This window comes from Micromonospora sp. NBC_01638 (assembly GCF_045209745.1).
GTDB lineage: Bacteria > Actinomycetota > Actinomycetes > Mycobacteriales > Micromonosporaceae > Micromonospora.
This window is the reverse complement of the sequence record NZ_CP109273.1, coordinates 3,222,754-3,239,870: the sequence shown is the minus strand read 5'-3', so window position 1 is coordinate 3,239,870 and position 17,117 is coordinate 3,222,754. Positions and strand designations below refer to the sequence as shown.

Below are 17,117 nucleotides of genomic sequence, written 5' to 3'. Positions count from 1 at the left end.
CCAGCGATCCACTGCCGCGGGGGCGCGTTATGCGGTGACGCAGGAAACCGCCCCGGTCAGCCCTTCAAAAGCTGCCGGGCCATGACGATCCGCTGCACCTGGTTGGTGCCCTCGTAGATCTGAGTGATCTTGGCGTCTCGCATCATCCGCTCGACCGGGTAGTCGCGGGTGTAGCCGTAGCCACCGAGCAGCTGCACCGCATCGGTGGTGATCTCCATGGCGGCGTCCGAGGCGAAGCACTTGGCTGCCGCGCCGAAGTAGGTCAGGTCCGCGTCGCCGCGCTCGGACTTGCCGGCTGCGGCGTACGTGAGCTGCCGGGCCGCCTCCAGCTTCATGCCCATGTCGGCGAGCATGAACTGAATCCCCTGGAACTCGGCGACCGCCTTGCCGAATTGCCGGCGCTCGGCCACGTACCCCTTGGCGTAGTCGAGCGCGCCCTGCGCGATCCCGACGGCCTGCGCGGCGATGGTGACCCGGGTGTGGTCCAGGGTCTGCATCGCGGTGGCGAAGCCGGTGCCCTCCGCGCCGATCATCCGGTCGGCCGGGATCCGCACGTTGTCGAGGTAGACCTCGCGGGTGGGCGAGCCCTTGATGCCGAGCTTCTTCTCGGGCGCGCCGAAGCTCACCCCGGCGTCGGACTTCTCGACCACGAAGGCCGAGATGCCCCGGGACCGGGCAGCCGGTTCCGTGACGGCGAAGACGGTGTAGAACTCAGATTCGCCGGCGTTGGTGATCCAACGCTTCACCCCGTTGAGCACCCAGTGATCCCCGTCACGTACGGCCCGGGTGGTCATCGACGCCGCGTCGCTGCCCGCCTCCGGCTCGGAGAGGCAGTACGAGAACATGGCGCCACCGGCCGCGACCGGTGTCAGGTAGCGGCGCTTGATCTCCTCGGAACCGGACAATAACAGCGGCATCGTGCCGAGTTTGTTCACCGCCGGGATCAGCGAGGAGGACGCGCAGGCACGGGCCACCTCCTCGATCACGATGGCGGTGGCCAGCGCGTCCGCGCCCGCGCCGCCGTACTCCTCGGGGATGTGCGGGGCGTGGAAGTCCGCCGCCCGCAGCGCGTCGTAGGACGCCTTGGGAAACTCCCCGGTCTCGTCGGCCTCGGCGGCGTGCGGAGCCACCTTCGCGGCGCAGACTTCACGGACCGCCTCCCGGATCGCCTGGTGCTCCTCGGGCAACCGGTAGACGTCGAACGACTCCCCTGCGGCCATGTCGGCCCTCCCCTTCACCGCTATCATGCGCAGTCTGTGACGACTCCTGACCGCCGACCGCGCAGACTGAAGACTAGCGACTGCAGTTCGGGTGACGTTACCGGCGCGTAGGTATGGGCATGAGGGTGCACCCACCCGTCGGGCAATGATGGAGAACAGACCAGTGAGCCACCCCTCCGGTGCCCCGTCCAGGCGCCGCAGCAGAATGCGACGCGACGACGCGCCGCCAGTGCGAGCGGAGAAGACAGGCGTGACGATCCCCTACCCCACCATCCAGCCGACTCCCGTCATTGCCGCGGTGACACCGCCCTCGGGCGCACCCCGGCCGCGGGTGACGTTCCTGGGGACCGGCTACCTCGGCGCGACGTACGCCATCTGCTACGCAGAACTGGGGTACGACGTGCTCGGGTTCGACGTCGACGCCGACAAGATCGCGATGTTGAACGCTGGTCAGGTGCCGATCCACGAGCCCGGCCTGGACGAGCTGCTCCGGCGCAACCTCGCCGCCGGCCGTCTCCGGTTCAGCACCGACATCGCCGAGACCGCCGAGTTCGGTGACGTGCACTTCATCTGCGTCGGCACCCCTCAGCGGGCCGACGGGATGGGCGCCGACCTGTCGTACGTCGAGGCGTCGGTCACCAGCCTCGCGCAGCACCTGACCCGCAAGGCGCTGATCGTCGGCAAGTCCACCGTGCCGGTCGGCACCGCCGACTGGGTCGAGCAGCTCGTCGGCAAGCACACCCCCCACGACCTGGGCGTCGAGGTGGCGTGGAGCCCCGAGTTCCTCCAGGAGGGCTTCGCCGTCGACGACGTGCTGCGACCCAACCGGATCGTGGTCGGCGTCAAGAGCGAGTGGGCCAACGGCATGCTCTACGCCGCCCACAAAGGCGTCTTCGACCTGGCCGCCACCGAGGACCGCGAGGTGCCGCTGGTGGTCACCGACTTCGCGACCGCCGAGCTGGTCAAGGTTGCCGCGAACGCCTTCCTCGCCACCAAGATCTCCTTCATCAACGCGATGGCTGAGGTCTGCGAGGCCTCCGGCGGCGACGTCAGCCAGCTGGCCCGGGCGATCGGGTACGACCCGCGGATCGGCAACCGGTTCCTCCAGGCCGGCCTCGGCTTCGGCGGCGCCTGCCTGCCCAAGGACATCCGAGCCTTCCAGGCCCGGGCGCAGGAGCTGGGCGCCGGCGAGGCGCTGCGCTTCCTGCACGAGGTCGACCTGATCAACCTGCGCCGCCGCACCCGGGTGCTCCAGCTCGCCGCGGACCTGCTCGGTCGCCGCACCGGGCCGGCCGGGCCGGACTTCTCCGGCACCCGGATCGCCGTGCTGGGCGCCACCTTCAAGCCCAACACCGACGACGTCCGCGACGCCCCGGCGCTCGCCGTCGCCGCGCTGCTGCAGAAGGCCGGCGCCGACGTGCACGTGTACGACCCGCAGGGCACCGAGAACGCCCGCCGCGCGGTCCCGGAGTTGACCTACGAGCCCGGCATCAACGAGGCCGTCACGGGTGCCGACCTGGTCTGCGTCCTCACCGAGTGGGCCGACTTCCGCAACGCCGACCCGGTCTCCCTTGGCGAGTTGGTCAACGGCCGCAAGGTGGTCGACGGCCGCAACTGCCTTGACTCGGCACTGTGGACCCAGGCCGGCTGGGAGTACCGGGGCATGGGCCGCCCCTGACGACAACGACCTCCGCCGGCCGGCCATCGAGCATCTCGGTGGCCGGCCGGTGTCGTTGTTTGCCCCGGACCCGCCGACAAGTGTCGAAATCCGCGCCGGCTTTAGGCATGCTGCGACAGTGGGAGTCCACAGTGCGGGTGGAGGGGTGTCGTGGCGACCTTTCAATGCTCCTCGTGCGGCCGGGAGATCAAGCCGGCCGTCCGTTGTCCGCACTGTGGGGCTGATCAGCCGCAGTGGGTCGACCACCTCTCGGATATCGAGCGTTCGATCGCGGAGATGAAGGCGCGCGACGCCGCCATCGCCCGCGAGCAGCGGCAGATCGCCGCCAAGATGCAGGCCGCACTCTTCCAGCGGGACATCCTCGCCCACGCCAGCGAGGAGCGCCTCAAGCAGGCCACCCGGCCACGCCGAGTGCTACGCCGCCGCCCCGTTCGGCGGCCACCGACCGCCACCACCGCAGCGCCGCCCCGGGTGCCACGCCAGGGCACCCCACCGGCCCCGGAGGACCCGCCGCCGCCTCCGCCCAGGGCGACCTGGCTGGACGCGGACAACCCGGAACACCCCCCGGAGGCCTCGTCGCGCGAGGTGCAGAACATCCCTCTCGGGCTGGGTGCGCTGCTGCTCGGGGTGGCGGCGGTGGTCTTCGCCGCGGTGGCGACCAGCTCGATGGACGCGCTGGCCCGGCTCGGCATCCTGCTCCTGGCCACCGTGCTGATGCTGCTCGCCCCGCCGGCGCTGGCCCGACGCGGGCTCACCTCGACCGCCGAGACCATCGCCGCAGTCGGCCTGCTGCTGGTGCCGCTCGCCGGCAACGCCCTCTGGGCGGTGGACCGGATCGGCGGTGGCAGCGCCTCCGCCACGGTCTTCACCGGAGTGATCTTCGCGGTCACCGCCGCTGTCGCAGTCGGGTACGCCGGGTGGACGGGCCTGCGCGCACCCCGCTTCGCCACCGTGCTCGCCGCCCAGCCGGTGCTGCCGCTGCTGGCGTACGACCACATCACCGGACCGGGCGGCTGGGCGCTGGTGCTGGCCCTGGTCGCCCTCGTCAACCTCTGGCTGGTCCGCTCCGGTGTGGCCGTGGAACGCCCCGTCCGGGAGGACCTGGCACCGCCGGGCACTCCGTCGGCGTCTCGCCAGCGCGACGCCGAGAGCCGGCCGGAGGGCGACCCGGAGGAGGCCGCTGAGCTGATCGACGCCAGCGCGGGGTCCGCCGACACCCGGCCGACACGCCCCGTGCCGGGGCTGCGCGAGCTGACCTGGTTGCTGCACGCGGCGGCGGTCGCCGTCTCCCTGGCGTACGCGGTCACCGCCCTCCTCCGGGCGCAGACCGTGCCGACCGCGACCGGCGCCGGGGCGGTGCTGCTGCTGGCCGCCGCGGTCGGGCTGGCCGGCGCGCTGGTGCTGCGTCGCCCGCCGCTGCCCGACGTCGCCGCCGGCATCGTCACCCTGGCCGTGATCGGCGCGCTCAGCCGGATCGCCTCGGTGGCTCTTCCCGGCCGGTCGTTGCTGCTGATCGCGGCCGTCATCACGGTGACCGGGCTGGCGGTGCGCGCGGTCCCCGAGGCGGCCCGACGCGGCCCGCAGATCGCCTCGGCGGTGGCGCTGACCGTCAGCGGTCTGGTGGTCGCGGGAGGCGCGCTACGCGCCGGGGTGGCGCCGGTCCGGGCGGCGCTGCCCGCCTGGGATGCCGACCTCAGCCGGTATCCGGGCGAGTTGGCCGCCGCGGTCGGGCCGACCACCTGGCAGCTCGCGGGCGCCGCATTCCTGCTCACCATCGCGGCGGTGCTGGCCCTGCCCACGGAGATTCGCCGCGAATTCGCGGTCGCTGGCGCGGCGCTGACCGCGCTCGCCGTTCCGGCCTCGCTCGGTCTCGGCTGGGCGACAGCACCCTGGCCGATGGTGATCACCGCGATCGGCATCGGGGTCATCGGGCTCTCCGCCCGCACCGACCGAGCCGCGGTGGCGCACGCCATCGGTGCGGCCGTGGTCGGCCTGTTCGGCGCCGGTGCCAGCCTCGCCAGCCCCACACTCACCGCTGCGGTCCTGCTCACCCTGTTCGCGGCCGGCACGCTGGTCGCGCTGGCACCCAGGGTCCGGATCGCCTCGGCCGCCTCCGACACGGTCACCGCCTGGGCCGCCGGAGGTGCCGCGTTCGCGCTGCCCGGGGCGGTGGCCGCGTTCGTGGCCGCCACCGTGCCGAGCGACCCGACCCCCACCCCGGCCAGCCTCCGGGAGGCGACCGTTCCGGTCCTGGCGGCCAGCTTCCTGGCGGTCTGCGTGACCCTCGGCTATGCCGCCGTCGTCCAGGTCTCCCAGCGCCGCATCCCCGCGCCGCTGTCGGTCGGCACCGGGCTGGGCGCGCTGATGGTCACCGCCGCCGCGTTCGGGGCGCCCGGTGCGACCGTCGCCGACGCCTGGGTGGGCGCGCTACTGCTGGTCGCGGCAGTGCTGCTCTTCCTGGCTCCGTCCATCGACGCCGGCCGTCGCGCCGACCTCACCCTCGACGGCTCGGACCTGGCCGCCGCGGCGGTCACCACCGCACTGATCGCCGCGCTGGTGCGGATCGGGGCGGTACTCGCCCCGGGTGGGCAGTTGGCGATGGCCGCCGCCCTGGTCCTGGTGGTCGCCGTGGGCGCACGCACCATGCCGGAGGAGTGGCGACGCGGGCCGATCCTCGGCCTCGCCGTCGGCGGTGTCCTCATCGGCGTACTCGCCGGCTGGTCGGCGGTGCGCGGTGGGGTCGGCGTGCTGGCCACCCCTGGCCCGCTCTGGAAGGGCGACCTGAGCGGCTGGCCGGCCGCGCCCGTCGGCGGCGCCACCTGGCAGGCACCGGTCGCGCTGGCGCTGTTGGCGCTCGCCGCCGGCATCCTGCTCCCGCCGCCGTGGCGGTGGGACGTGTCCGGCGTGGCAGTGGTGCTCGCCACGGTCGGCGCGCCGGCCGCGTTCGATCTGGCCTGGTGGTCGCCGGTCCTGGTCGGCGGGATGGTCGCCACCGTGTACGGGATGGCGGCAGTGGCCACGGAGGAAGCTCGCGCCGGGTTGTCCCGGGCCACGGTGGCCGGGGTGGTCGCGCTGCACGCCGCCGGAGCCGGCCTGGTCCGGCCGTGGACCACGGCGCTGGCGCTGGGCAGCATCGCGCTGATCGGCGTGGTGGTGGCCACGCTGGCCCGCGTCCTGGCCGGCCCACAGGTGACCGACATCGAAACCGAGGGGATGCCACCGCACCTGGTGCAGATCGGTGGTGCGGCGGTCGGCGCCGCGCTGTTGGCCCTCCCCGGTGCGCTAGCAGCGCTGGCCGCCGAATTCGGACACTCGGCGCAGGTGGTGCTGACCGCCGCGCTGGCCGCGTCCAGCCTCGGCCTGGCCGCCGTGGCCGCGGTCCGCCGGCAGGTGCCGCAATATCTGCCCTGGGTCAGCGTGGCGGTGGTCGGCGGGGCCACCATCAGCGCCCTCGCCGCCATCCCCACCGGTCTCGCCGCAGGCGTCTACGCGGCGGCCGCCGGCCTGCTCGGCGTGCTGGCCGAGCTGATCCGAGCGGCCACCGTGCCGCCTACCGGCTCCGCCCAGCCGGTCCGGCGCTGGGCGGTACGACTCGACGGCGCCCTACGGCGGCTGCCGGACGACCCGGAGCAACGGCGGTGGCGGGTCAACCCCGCCGCGGGTGCACTGGCCGCAGCGGCCCTTCCGACCGCCCTGGCACTCGCCTCGATCGCACCCGCCCTGTTCACCGCCCTGGTCGAGCCGCACCGCACGTTGGCCCGCATCTGGCAGGGGCCGCCGCCGGAGCTGCTCACCCCACCCCCGGACGTGGTCAACCCGACCCACGTGCTGACCGCGCTGCTGCTCACCGCGACCGCGGCGCTGGCCGCCACGGGGTTCAGCGGCGGGCGGCGGTCCCGGGCCGTACCGGTGGTGCTGCCCGGTGCCGCCGTCACGCTGCTGATCACGCCCATCGCGCTGGGTAGGGGCTGGCCGGCGAGCACCGTCGCCGCGCTCTCCGTCTTCACCATCGCGATGCTCGGCCTCGCGCTGACCCCGCCGCCGCCGCTGGTCGAGCAGGCCCGTTCGCTACGGCTGGCCCGGGTGCTGGTGTTCGTCATCGGGTTGACCGGCGGCAGCGCCGGGCTGGCCGGCAGCCTCGCCGACCGGCAGCTGACCCTGTTCACCCTCGGCAGCGCGGTCGGTGTGGGAGCGGTGGCGGCGCTGTTCGGCACCACTCAGCGGGCGCGCATCCTCGGCTGGCTCTTCGCCTCGCTGATGGCGCAGCTCTTCGTGCTCACCGCCGGCCTGGTCGCCGGCCTGGACGCGGTCTGGTCGGCGTTCGGGGTGCTGGCCGTCGGCGCCGTCCTGCAGGTGCTCGCCGCGACCCTGCCCCGGTTGCGCCGTCCCGAGGCGCAGCGCGAGGCCGCCACGGTGGAGTGGAGCGGATACGCGGCGGCGCTGATCGCCCTCGCCCTCGCCTTCGACTCACCCCGGCACATCGCCGCCCTGCTGGCCGCCTGGGGCGCGGTCCTCGGGGTGGCCGCGACCCGGTCCGGTCGCCGGCCGGTGGAACGCCGGATCCTGTTCTGGGCGGTGGTGGTCTGCGAGATCACCGCGTGGTGGATCCTGATGCGAGTCGCCGACGTGGCGCTGCCTGAGGCGTACACGCTGCCGTTCGCCGCACTGGCCCTTCTCGTCGGAGTTTTGGAGCTGCGCCACCGACCGGACATGAGCAGCTGGGTGGCGTACGGGCCGGCGCTGGTCGCCGCCTTCGTGCCGACGCTGGCCATCGTGTTGGCCACCGAGTCCAGCACGTTGCGGCAGATGCTGCTGCTGCTCGGGGCGGTCGCGGTTCTGATCTTCGGCTCGTCCAGCCGTCAGCAGGCACCGGTGATCGTCGGTGCGTCGGTCACCGCGATCACCGCGATCCACGCGCTGTTCAGCCTCGGCCCGTGGCTGGTGCTCATCCCGGTGGGCATCCTGCTGCTCGTGCTCGGTGCGAGCAACGAGCGCCGCCGCCGCGCCCAGGAACGCCTACAGACCGCGCTCCGCGGCATGAGATAAAAGGGTGGGGTGGGGACTACCGCAGGGTTGCCTGGAGGGCGGCTTCCTTGGTTGCCACCAGCTTCTCCAGGTCCTGCTGGTAGGTCGTCATCCTGGCGCGGAGGTTCTCGTCGTTGGCGCCGAGGATCCGTACGGCGAGCAGCCCCGCGTTGCGGGCGTTGCCGATCGACACGGTGGCGACCGGAACCCCGGCCGGCATCTGCACGATGGACAGCAGCGAGTCCATGCCGTCGAGGTGCTTCAGCGGCACCGGCACACCGATCACCGGCAGCGGCGTCACCGAGGCCACCATGCCCGGCAGCGCGGCAGCACCGCCCGCCCCAGCGATGATCACCTTGAGGCCCCGGTCGGCGGCGTCGCGCCCGTACTCGATCATCGTGACCGGGGTCCGATGCGCCGAGATCACCCGGACCTCGTACGCCACGCCGAAGTCGTCCAGCACCTCGGCGGCGGCCCGCATGGTCGGCCAGTCCGAGTCGCTGCCCATGATCAGCCCGACGGTGCTCACTGCGCCTGCTCCCTCGTTCGCGACTGCGCGGCCGGCTGGCCCGCTCACTCGTGCCCCTCGCGCAGCCAGCGCGCGGCCCGTGCGGCCCGCGCCCGTACGTCATCCAGGTCGTCGCCGAGCACCGTGACGTGCCCGATCTTCCGGCCGGGTCGCACCTGCTTGCCGTAGAGGTGCACCTTGGCACCCGGCTCGGTGGCGAAGAGGTGGTGCAGCCGCTCGTCGATCGACATGCCGCCCGGCTCGCCGCCCAGCACGTTGGCCATCACCACCACCGGCGCGGCCAGCGCGGTGTCGCCCATCGGGTAGTCCAGCACCGCCCGCAGGTGCTGCTCGAACTGTGAGGTCCGGGCACCCTCAATGGTCCAGTGCCCGGAGTTGTGCGGTCGCATCGCCAGCTCGTTGACCACGATCGCGGGCCGGCCCGCGTCGTCGCGCACCTCGAACAGCTCGACGGCCAGCAGGCCGATCACCCCGAGCGCGGTGGCCAGGTCGATGGCGAGTTGCTGGGCGGCGACCGCCAGTTCCTCGTCCAGGCCGGGCGCCGGGGCCAGCACCTCCACGTTGATGCCGTCGGACTGCACCGTCTCGACCACCGGGTACGCGGCCACCTGACCGAACGGCGACCGGGCCACCTGCACGGCCAGCTCCCGGCGCAACGGCACCCGCTCCTCGACGATCAGCCGGGTGCCGCTGGCGAGCAGCGTGACTGCCAGCTCGGTGGCCTGGGCGGCGTCGTCGACCATCCAGACGCCCCGGCCGTCGTAGCCACCCCGCGCCGCCTTGAGCACCACCGGCCAGCCGACCTGCTCGCCGAAGCCGACGAGGTCGGCGGGCTCGCCGACCGGCCGCCACGCCGGGTTGGGCGCACCCAGCTCGGTCAGGCGTTCCCGCATGACCTGCTTGTCCTGGGCGTGCAGCAGCGCGTCGGCCGGCGGGTACAGGGTCACCCCTTCCGCCGCCAGCGTGCGGATGTGCTCGGAGGGCACCTGCTCGTGGTCGAAGGTGACGACGTCGCAGCCCTTGGCGAAGGTACGCAGGGCGGACAGGTCGGTGTGGTCGCCGTACTGGACGTCGGCGGCGACAAGCGCCGCACCGTCGTCGGGGGCGGTCGCGAGCACACGCAGTGACTGGCCGAGGGCGATCGCGGCCTGATGGGTCATTCGGGCCAGCTGGCCGCCACCCACCATGCCGACAACAGGCAGACCGGTACGGGAATCCATAGCGCGGCCAGCCTATCCGGGCCGCCGACGCGCCCACCCTGAGGGCCGCCGCTCGCAGTCCGCCACCGGCCGGGTGGCAGCGGTCGCGGACTGCGGGCAACTACCGGGCGCTACGCCGGACGTCAGTGGGCTCGTTCGAGCTCGGCGAGCAACTCCTCGACAGAGGTGACCGGCCGCTGGCAGACGAACCCCCGGCAGACGTACGCGGCGGACCGCCCGTCGACCAGCGGCCGGTCGGCGAGCAGCGGCACACCGGGCTGGTCCGGACGCCCGGCGACGACCACCGCCCCGGGCGGGGCGTGCCGGCGGGCTGCGGCCACCAGAGGGTCGCCCGCCGGGTCGTCGGTCGCCACAGCGATCTCGTACGGCCCGGAGAGCAACGCCTCGCCGACCATGGCCGCGTACCCGGCGAATCGGGGGTGCTGCCCGACGATCGGCGCGACCGTGGCGAGCGCCGCCTCGGCGGCCTCCCGGTAGCGCGTCTCCCCGGTCAGCGCCGCGTACGCCACCAGCCCGGCGATCAACGCCGAACGGCCGGACGGGGTGGCATTGTCGGTCGGGTCAGCCGGCCGGGCGACCAGGCGCTCCGCGTCGTCGGCGGTGTCGTAGAAGGCGCCACCGGGCGCGGCGAAGTGCGCCAACGCGGTGTCCAGCAGCCCGCCGGCCAGCGTGAGCCAACGACCCTCGCCGGTGAGCTGGTGCAGCGCGCAGAATGCCTCAGCCACACAGCCGTAGTCCTCCAGCACACCGGCCGGCTCGCCGACCTTGCCAGCCCTGGAGACCCGGCGCAGCCGGCCGTCCACCAGGTGCACGGTGGCCAGGTGCTCGGCGGCGTCGCGCATCGCCCCGCCGGCGACGATGGTGACGCCGTCCATCAGGTTGGCGTCATTGTCGTGCGGGGACACGTACAGTGCGGCGACCTGCTGGAACTCGGCGATGGCGGTGATCGCCAGACCGTTCCAGGCGGCCACCACCTTGTCGTCGAGGGCCGGCTGCGGGCGGGTGTCCCGGGCCGCGAGCAGCCGTCCCACCACCTGCTGCCAGCGGGCGCGGACCTCGGGCGCGGCATCGTCGACGTCCCGGGCGAGCTTGAGCACGCTCAGGCCATGTTCGAAGGTGCCCTCTTCGGTGACGGTGAAGAGGTCGGCGGCGAACCTGCCGTCCTCCTCGCCCAGCGCCTCGACGAGTTGGGCGGGCGTCCACGCGTAGGTGAGCCCCTCGACGCCCTCGGTGTCGGCGTCCAGCGCGGACGCGAAACCCGCCCCCGGCCGGTGCAGCTCGTCGGAGAGGAACCGGGCGGTGTCCCGAGCCACCCGACGGGCCAGCGGGTCACCGGTGAGCCGCCACAGCTGGGTGTAGACCCGCAGCAGCAGCGCGTTGTCGTAGAGCATCTTCTCGAAGTGCGGCACCGTCCAGTGCGCGTCCACCGAGTACCGGGCGAAGCCGCCGGCGAGTTGGTCGTAGATGCCGCCACGGGCCATCGCCTCGGCGGTGTGCCTGCTGATCTCCAGGCTGCCCGGGTCGCCGGTGCGCTGGTGGTGGCGCAGCAGGAAGAGCAGGATCAGGTGCGGTGGAAACTTCGGGGCGCCGCCGAAGCCGCCGTTCGTCCGGTCGTACTCCCTGGCCAGCTTGCCGGCCGCCGCGTCGAGCAGCGTGGCGTCCAGCGGGGCGGTGGGGCCACCCACGGCCTGCGCGCCGCCGATCGCCTCGACCACCGCGGCGCCCTGGCGCAGCACCGCGTCGCGCTGCTCCCGCCAGGCGGTGGCGACCGACTGGAGCAGCTGGACGAAGTTGGCCCGCGGGAAATAGGTGCCGCAGAAGAACGGCGTGCCGTCCGGGGCGGCGAAGACGGTCATCGGCCAGCCACCCTGGCCGGTCATCGCCTGGGTCGCGGTCATGTAGACCGCGTCCACGTCCGGGCGCTCCTCACGATCCACCTTGATCGACACGAAGTTGTCGTTCATCAGGGCGCCGACCTGCTCGTTCTCGAACGACTCGTGCGCCATGACGTGGCACCAGTGGCAGGCGGCGTAGCCCACCGAGATGAGCACCGGAACGTCCCGCCGTTTCGCCTCGGCGAACGCCTCGTCGGACCAGGGCCACCAGTCGACCGGGTTGTCAGCGTGCTGGAGCAGGTACGGGCTGGTGGCGTTGACGAGTCGGTTCACCCGCCGACCATAGTGCCTCCGGATGCGGTCAGGAGGCGCCGTCGGCGCGGAGCCGGAACACGTTCGACTCCGCCGAGTCGCGCAGCGACCCCAGCACCGCGCCGATCTTGTCCGCCGGCATCGGCTTGAAGAAGTGGTAGCCCTGCGCGGAGGTGCAACCCAGCTCGGCCAGGGCCATCCGCTGCTCGGCGGTCTCCACGCCTTCGGCGACCACGCGCAGCCCCAACTCGTGGGCGAGGCCCACTGTCGTCCGTACGATCGCCGCGGCCTCCGGCGAGTCGGCCATCCGGATCACGAACGAGCGGTCCACCTTCAACTCGTCGACCGCAATCCGGGTGAGGAAGGTCAACGAGGAGAAGCCGGTGCCGAAGTCGTCGACCGCGAGCTGCACGCCCATCGACCGGAGCTTGGCCAGCACCTCGTCGATGACCTCCAGCTCACTCATCACCACCGTCTCGGTGATCTCCAGGACGAGCCGGCGCGGTGGCACCTGATGGCGGCGCAGCGCGTCGGCGATCTCCGCCGGCAACCGGGGGTCGAGCAGACTGCGCGCCGACAGGTTGACCGAGATCGGGACGTCCAATCCTTCGCGGGCCCACTCAGCGGCCACGCCGAGCGCCTTGTCCAGCACATAGCGGGTGAAGGTGCCCAGCTGCTCGCTGTTTTCCACCGGCCGGATGAAGTCAGCCGGGCTCAGCCACCCACGTCGGGGGTGCTGCCAGCGGATCAGCGCCTCCACCCCGGTGGGCGCACCCGTGGCCAGGTCGACCGCCGGCTGCAACGCCAGCACCAGCTGATCGTCAACCTTCAACGCCTCGCGTAGCTCGGCCAGCAGGGCGAGCTGGTCGGTGCTGGCCGCGTCCCGGGTGCCGTCGTACGCGGCGACGTTGCCGCCGCCCTCCTTGGCCTGGTACATGGCGATGTCGGCCCGGCGCAGCAACTCGGTCAGGTCGGCGGTGCCGGCGTTGGCCACCACCACTCCGACGGAGACCTCGATGGACATCCGTACGCCGGCCACCTCGGTCGGCGCGGCCAGCCGCTCGGCGATCTCGCGGGCCTGGCGCAACGCGTGGGCCATCGGGGCGGCCCGGTCGCCGAGCACCGGCACCGCCGTGAGCAGCAGGGCGAACTCGTCGCCGCCGAGCCGGCCGAGCAGATCGCCAGGGCGGACCAGCGCGTTGAGCCGGTTCGCGGTCAGCCGCAACAGCTGGTCGCCCGCGGCGTGGCCGAGGGTGTCGTTGACTTCCTTGAACTGGTTGATGTCCAGCAGCAGCAGCGCCACCGGGTGATCGTGCGCGAGCTGTCGCAACGACTGATCGCCCTTGCCGAGCATCGCCGCCCGGTTGAACAGTCCGGTGAGCGGGTCGTGCACCGCCTCGTACGACGAACGGGCGGTGACCAGCCGCAGCTCGCGGTGAGTTGCCGCGTCGTGCAGCGCGGCAGCGAGCGCGTCGCCGAACGCGGCCACCGCGTCGCGTTCCCGGGCGGTGGGCGGCGCCGAGCGGGGGAACCGGACCCGCAGCCGACCGACCGGTGCCGCGCCGACCGACAGTGCCCGGCTCAGCTCGTGCTCGTCCGGCTCCGACTGGTCCAGTGGGCCCGTCTCACGGTCGACCAGCTGACCGCTGGCGTCGCCCCGGTATCGGCACCACCGGCCGTCGGCCCGAGCCACGTCGACGTCCACCAGCTCGGCGTTGAACAGCGTCAGCGCCCCGGTGACCGCAGCGCTGGCCACGCCCCGCTCGTCGAGCTGGTTGAGGGCCGCCGTGGCCTCGGCGAACGCCCGCCAGGTGCGGCGCTCCTGATCGGAGCGCAGCCGGTAGCGGTAGGTCTGCTGCAACAGCCAGAGCAGCGGCGGTAGCAGCAGCAACCAGCGCGGGTCGAGCTCCAGCAGAGCGACCACCACAAGGCCGACCGCCACGTTGCCGACGAACATCAGGAGCTTGCCGCGCAGCGCGGCGAGCAGCGGCGGCCCGATCGGCAGCCCGTGCCGCATGCCCAGCGTCACCCCACCCAACCAGGCGGTCACCAGCAGGTACGTCACCGAGCCGGCGAGCACGGCCACCGCCAGCATCGGGGTGGGCGGGGCGAGCAGCGGCCGCCCGAGCGCGGTGGTCACGGAAACGGCCAGTGCCGACGCGGCGGCCAGCGACGCGGCGATCCGGACGATCTCCAGGGCCGGACGGCGGTCGTTGTGCAGCGACAGCATCGTCCAGGCCAGGCCGGTGCCGAGCAGCGTGGCGGACGGCAGCCAGCCGGCCGGCGTCAGGTAGAGGCAGACGATCAGCGCCGCCTCGCCCCAGGTGATGCTGACCATGCCTGGCGCCGAGCGGAACCGTAGCCGGGCGAGCTGGGCCAGAGCGAGGACGGCGACAGCGATGCCGAAGCGGGCCGGACCGCCGAGGGGATCGTCGGCCGGCAGCCCGGCCGGGAGGGTCAACCCGACCGCGGCGGCGACAATGGCGGTCAGCGTGACGGCGGCGGTGAGCACGAGCAGCCGGCCCGGTGTGCCACGCACCCCGAGCCGGTCGAACGGGTCGCCGGCCGGGCCGGAGGTCATCGACCTCCCCCGTCAGCCGACCGACCGACGTTACGGCGGGCGGCCGGTGCTGTGCTGGTCATCGGCGCCCCCTCCCGCACACGGCTCGGGGACTTTTGGTCCCCCCGGCGGAAGGCTAAGCCAAACGGGGTGGCCGCAACAGGGGGCGACCACCCGGTTCGGCGTGAATCATGCGCTGACTACCCGTTCCGGTGCTGCTGGTGCCCATTGGGAGCGGGCGTGGATGAATCACGCCCTCCGGTCCCGTCTGTCGGATCGACGACTGCCGCATTGACCCTGGTCGGGTCGGCCGGCCCCGTCTGCTGCGGAAACCGGTCAGGCAGACGACGCAGCCGAGCGTTCATGTTGCGGATCAGCAGGATGGTCGCGGTGGCCAGCAGCAGGATGAGGAAGAGGCCCATCGGCCCGGCCAGACCACCCGTGCGGGTGTCCCCGAAGTTGTTCTCCGCGAGCACCTGGGCAGTGGTCAGCATGGCGTTCCTCCGATGTGCGGTTGGTGACCAGGGTAGCCCCGGCCGGAATCAGCGTGCGTGCGCCGTCTCCCGTACCCCCGCGAAGAGATCGGACTCGGGCAGCGGGCTGTCGACCACCGAGCGGGCCAGCTCGTAATCCTCAGTCGGCCAGGCGCGTCGCTGCAGGTCCATCGGAACGTGGAACCAGAAGCCGTCCGGGTCGACCTGGGTGGCGTGGGCGCGCAGCGCGTCGTCGCGGACCGGGAAGTATTCGGCGCACTCCACCCGCGTGGTGATCCGCGGGCCCTTGTCCGGCCGATCCTCCCACCGCTTGAGCCACTCCTCGTAGGGCGACTCCAGACCCTCGGCCAGCATGCCCTCGTGCAGGGCCGTGACCTTGCCCTTGGAGAAGCCGATGTCGTAGTAGAGCTTCAGCGGCTGCCAGGGTGCGCCCAGCTCCGGGTAGCGCTCCGGGTCACCGGCGGCCTCGAACGCGGCCACGCTCACCTTGTGGCACATGATGTGGTCCGGGTGCGGGTAGCCGCCCTCTTCGTCGTACGTGGTCACCACGTGCGGACGGAACTCGCGCATCAGCCGCACCAGTGGGCCGGCGGCCACCTCGACGTCCTGCAGGGCGAAACAGCCCTCCGGCAGCGGCGGCAGCGGATCGCCCTCGGGAAGGCCCGAGTCGACGAAGCCGAGCCAGGCCTGCTCGACGCCGAGGATCGCCCGCGCGGCGTCCATCTCGGCACGCCGGATGTCGGCGATGTTGGCCCACACGTCGGGCCGGTCGAGTTTGGGGTTGAGCACGCTTCCGCGCTCGCCGCCGGTGCACGTCACGACCAGGACATCCACCCCCTGGGCGACATACTTCGCCGTCGTCGCCGCGCCCTTGCTCGACTCGTCGTCCGGGTGCGCGTGCACGGCCATGAGACGCAGCTGCTCTGCCAACTTCGGCGCTCCTCGTCTGTGCCGGACGGTGGACCCGACCGGGCTCGACCGGCTGACCTGCCGGGATCTTGCCTCACCGCACCCGTCGCCGGTCAGCAGCGCAGGGGATGACCTGCCATTCCTGCCGCTGGACCGGGTGCGAGGATGGGACTCTGTGTCATTCTTGCCGATGCCGCCGACAACAACGCCAGGAGATACCCGCCGGTGACCGAGACGCACGACACAATTTCACCAGGCGCGCCAGTATTCCCGGCTGACCGCTACGGCCGTCGCCGGGCATCTGGCGGAGGACGCCGTCGTACGCTGCTGGCCGCGCTGGTGCTGCTGGCGCTCGTGGCGACGCTGACCGTGATCTCGGTCCGGCTGTACCACCAGTACGGCGACCCGGTCTACGACGCCCAGGTGATCACGTACACCGAGATCACGGACACCCAGGTGCTTGTCGACTTCCGGGTGTCCGTGCCGCCGGGCGGATCGGCGGTCTGCGTGCTGCGTGCCCGTGATCGCGCGGGTGCCGAGGTGGCCCGCGAGCAGGTCACCGTGGCCGCCGAGCCCGGCGACCGGCACGTCACGGCCCGGCACCGTCTGACCACCACCGCGCGGCCGTTCATCGGCGAGGTCCTGCGCTGCCAACCCCCGTCCTGAGCTGCCAGCACAGCCGCGCGAACAAAGGCTGGAAGATCGCCTACCGGGGTCGGATCCGGACACCGGCGGTGTTGGCCCACCCGCTGCGTCGTGCCGCACTGGTAGCTTGGTAATTCACCTGTCAGCCAGCCACGCACAACTGAGGAGAACGCCTGTGTCCACTGGCAACGAGGCGCCCGCCACCTGGCTGTCGCAGGACGCGCACGACCGCCTCCAGGCTGAGCTCGACGAGCACATCGCCAACCGTCCGGCGATCGCAGCCGAGATCAACGCTCGGCGCGAAGAGGGCGACCTGAAGGAGAACGGCGGCTACCACGCCGCCCGCGAGGAGCAGGGCAAGGCCGAGGGTCGCATCCGATACCTGCAGGAGCTGCTGCGCACCGCGCAGGTCGGCGAGGCGCCGACGGCGGACGTGGTGTCGCCCGGCATGGTCGTGACGATCTACTTCGACGACGACACCGACGACACCGAGACGTTCCTGCTCGGCTCGCGGGAGATCGCGGCCACCACCGACCTGACCGTCTACAGCCCCGAGTCAGCGCTCGGCAAGGCGATCCTGGGCGGCCGGCCCGGTCAGACCTGCACCTACACGGCGCCGAGCGGCGCCGACATCAAGGTGACCGTGGTCAGCTTCGAGCCGTTCTCCGGCTGACCATCGCCGGCCGCACG

11 protein-coding genes are annotated in these 17,117 nt (G+C 72.6%); 4 read left to right on the top strand and 7 right to left on the bottom strand.

What is annotated here, in order from left to right; genetic code table 11:
- Positions 1-56 precede the first annotated feature (56 nt).
- On the bottom strand, positions 57-1,220 hold the full coding sequence (locus OG811_RS15400) for an acyl-CoA dehydrogenase family protein (RefSeq protein WP_406075105.1): 1,164 nt from the start codon (positions 1,218-1,220) through the stop codon (positions 57-59).
- Positions 1,221-1,470: 250 nt separating this feature from the next.
- Here OG811_RS15400 and OG811_RS15395 point away from each other — a divergent pair, with 250 nt between their 5' ends.
- Together OG811_RS15395 and OG811_RS15390 are read left to right on the top strand one after the other, a co-directional pair.
- Entirely contained in the window at positions 1,471-2,898 is a 1,428-nt protein-coding gene (locus tag OG811_RS15395) for a UDP-glucose dehydrogenase family protein (RefSeq protein ID WP_406075103.1), read from the top strand.
- Between the two features lie 150 nt (positions 2,899-3,048).
- Entirely contained in the window at positions 3,049-7,944 is a 4,896-nt protein-coding gene (locus tag OG811_RS15390; RefSeq protein WP_406075102.1) for an SCO7613 C-terminal domain-containing membrane protein, read from the top strand.
- A gap of 16 nt (positions 7,945-7,960) precedes the next feature.
- Here the strand turns inward: OG811_RS15390 and purE are convergent, their stop codons facing one another.
- The 6 genes from purE to mca all read right to left on the bottom strand — a co-directional run bounded on the left by purE (position 7,961) and on the right by mca (position 15,803).
- Positions 7,961-8,452 carry a 5-(carboxyamino)imidazole ribonucleotide mutase gene (gene purE, locus OG811_RS15385; RefSeq protein ID WP_406075100.1) on the bottom strand — a complete coding sequence of 164 codons (492 nt, stop codon included), beginning with the start codon at positions 8,450-8,452 and terminating at the stop codon, positions 7,961-7,963.
- 44 nt (positions 8,453-8,496) lie between these two features.
- Entirely contained in the window at positions 8,497-9,672 is a 1,176-nt protein-coding gene (locus OG811_RS15380) for a 5-(carboxyamino)imidazole ribonucleotide synthase (RefSeq protein WP_406075099.1), read from the bottom strand.
- A gap of 122 nt (positions 9,673-9,794) precedes the next feature.
- Positions 9,795-11,840: a thioredoxin domain-containing protein gene (locus OG811_RS15375; RefSeq protein WP_406075097.1), complete on the bottom strand. Its 2,046-nt coding sequence runs from the start codon at positions 11,838-11,840 to the stop codon at positions 9,795-9,797.
- Positions 11,841-11,868: 28 nt separating this feature from the next.
- Positions 11,869-14,400: a putative bifunctional diguanylate cyclase/phosphodiesterase gene (locus tag OG811_RS15370; RefSeq protein ID WP_406075096.1), complete on the bottom strand. Its 2,532-nt coding sequence runs from the start codon at positions 14,398-14,400 to the stop codon at positions 11,869-11,871.
- Positions 14,401-14,579: 179 nt separating this feature from the next.
- Positions 14,580-14,873 carry a hypothetical protein gene (locus tag OG811_RS15365; protein WP_406075094.1) on the bottom strand — a complete coding sequence of 98 codons (294 nt, stop codon included), beginning with the start codon at positions 14,871-14,873 and terminating at the stop codon, positions 14,580-14,582.
- Between the two features lie 48 nt (positions 14,874-14,921).
- Complete coding sequence (gene mca, locus OG811_RS15360) at positions 14,922-15,803, bottom strand: mycothiol conjugate amidase Mca (protein ID WP_406075093.1); 882 nt, start codon at positions 15,801-15,803, stop codon at positions 14,922-14,924.
- Positions 15,804-16,007: 204 nt separating this feature from the next.
- Between mca and OG811_RS15355 the strand changes: the two genes are divergently transcribed.
- Complete coding sequence (locus OG811_RS15355; RefSeq protein WP_406075749.1) at positions 16,008-16,448, top strand: DUF4307 domain-containing protein; 441 nt, start codon at positions 16,008-16,010, stop codon at positions 16,446-16,448.
- 154 nt (positions 16,449-16,602) lie between these two features.
- Entirely contained in the window at positions 16,603-17,100 is a 498-nt protein-coding gene (gene greA / locus OG811_RS15350) for a transcription elongation factor GreA (protein ID WP_406075092.1), read from the top strand.
- Positions 17,101-17,117 lie beyond the last annotated feature (17 nt).

Bases quoted from the DNA above. Each gene is read 5' to 3' on its own strand.
- OG811_RS15400 (WP_406075105.1), bottom strand. From the start codon at position 1,220: ATGGCCGCAGGGGAGTCGTTCGACGTCTACCGGTTGCCCGAGGAGCAC.
- OG811_RS15380 (WP_406075099.1), bottom strand. From the start codon at position 9,672: ATGGATTCCCGTACCGGTCTGCCTGTTGTCGGCATGGTGGGTGGCGGC.
- OG811_RS15370 (WP_406075096.1), bottom strand. From the start codon at position 14,400: ATGACCTCCGGCCCGGCCGGCGACCCGTTCGACCGGCTCGGGGTGCGT.
- OG811_RS15365 (WP_406075094.1), bottom strand. From the start codon at position 14,873: ATGCTGACCACTGCCCAGGTGCTCGCGGAGAACAACTTCGGGGACACC.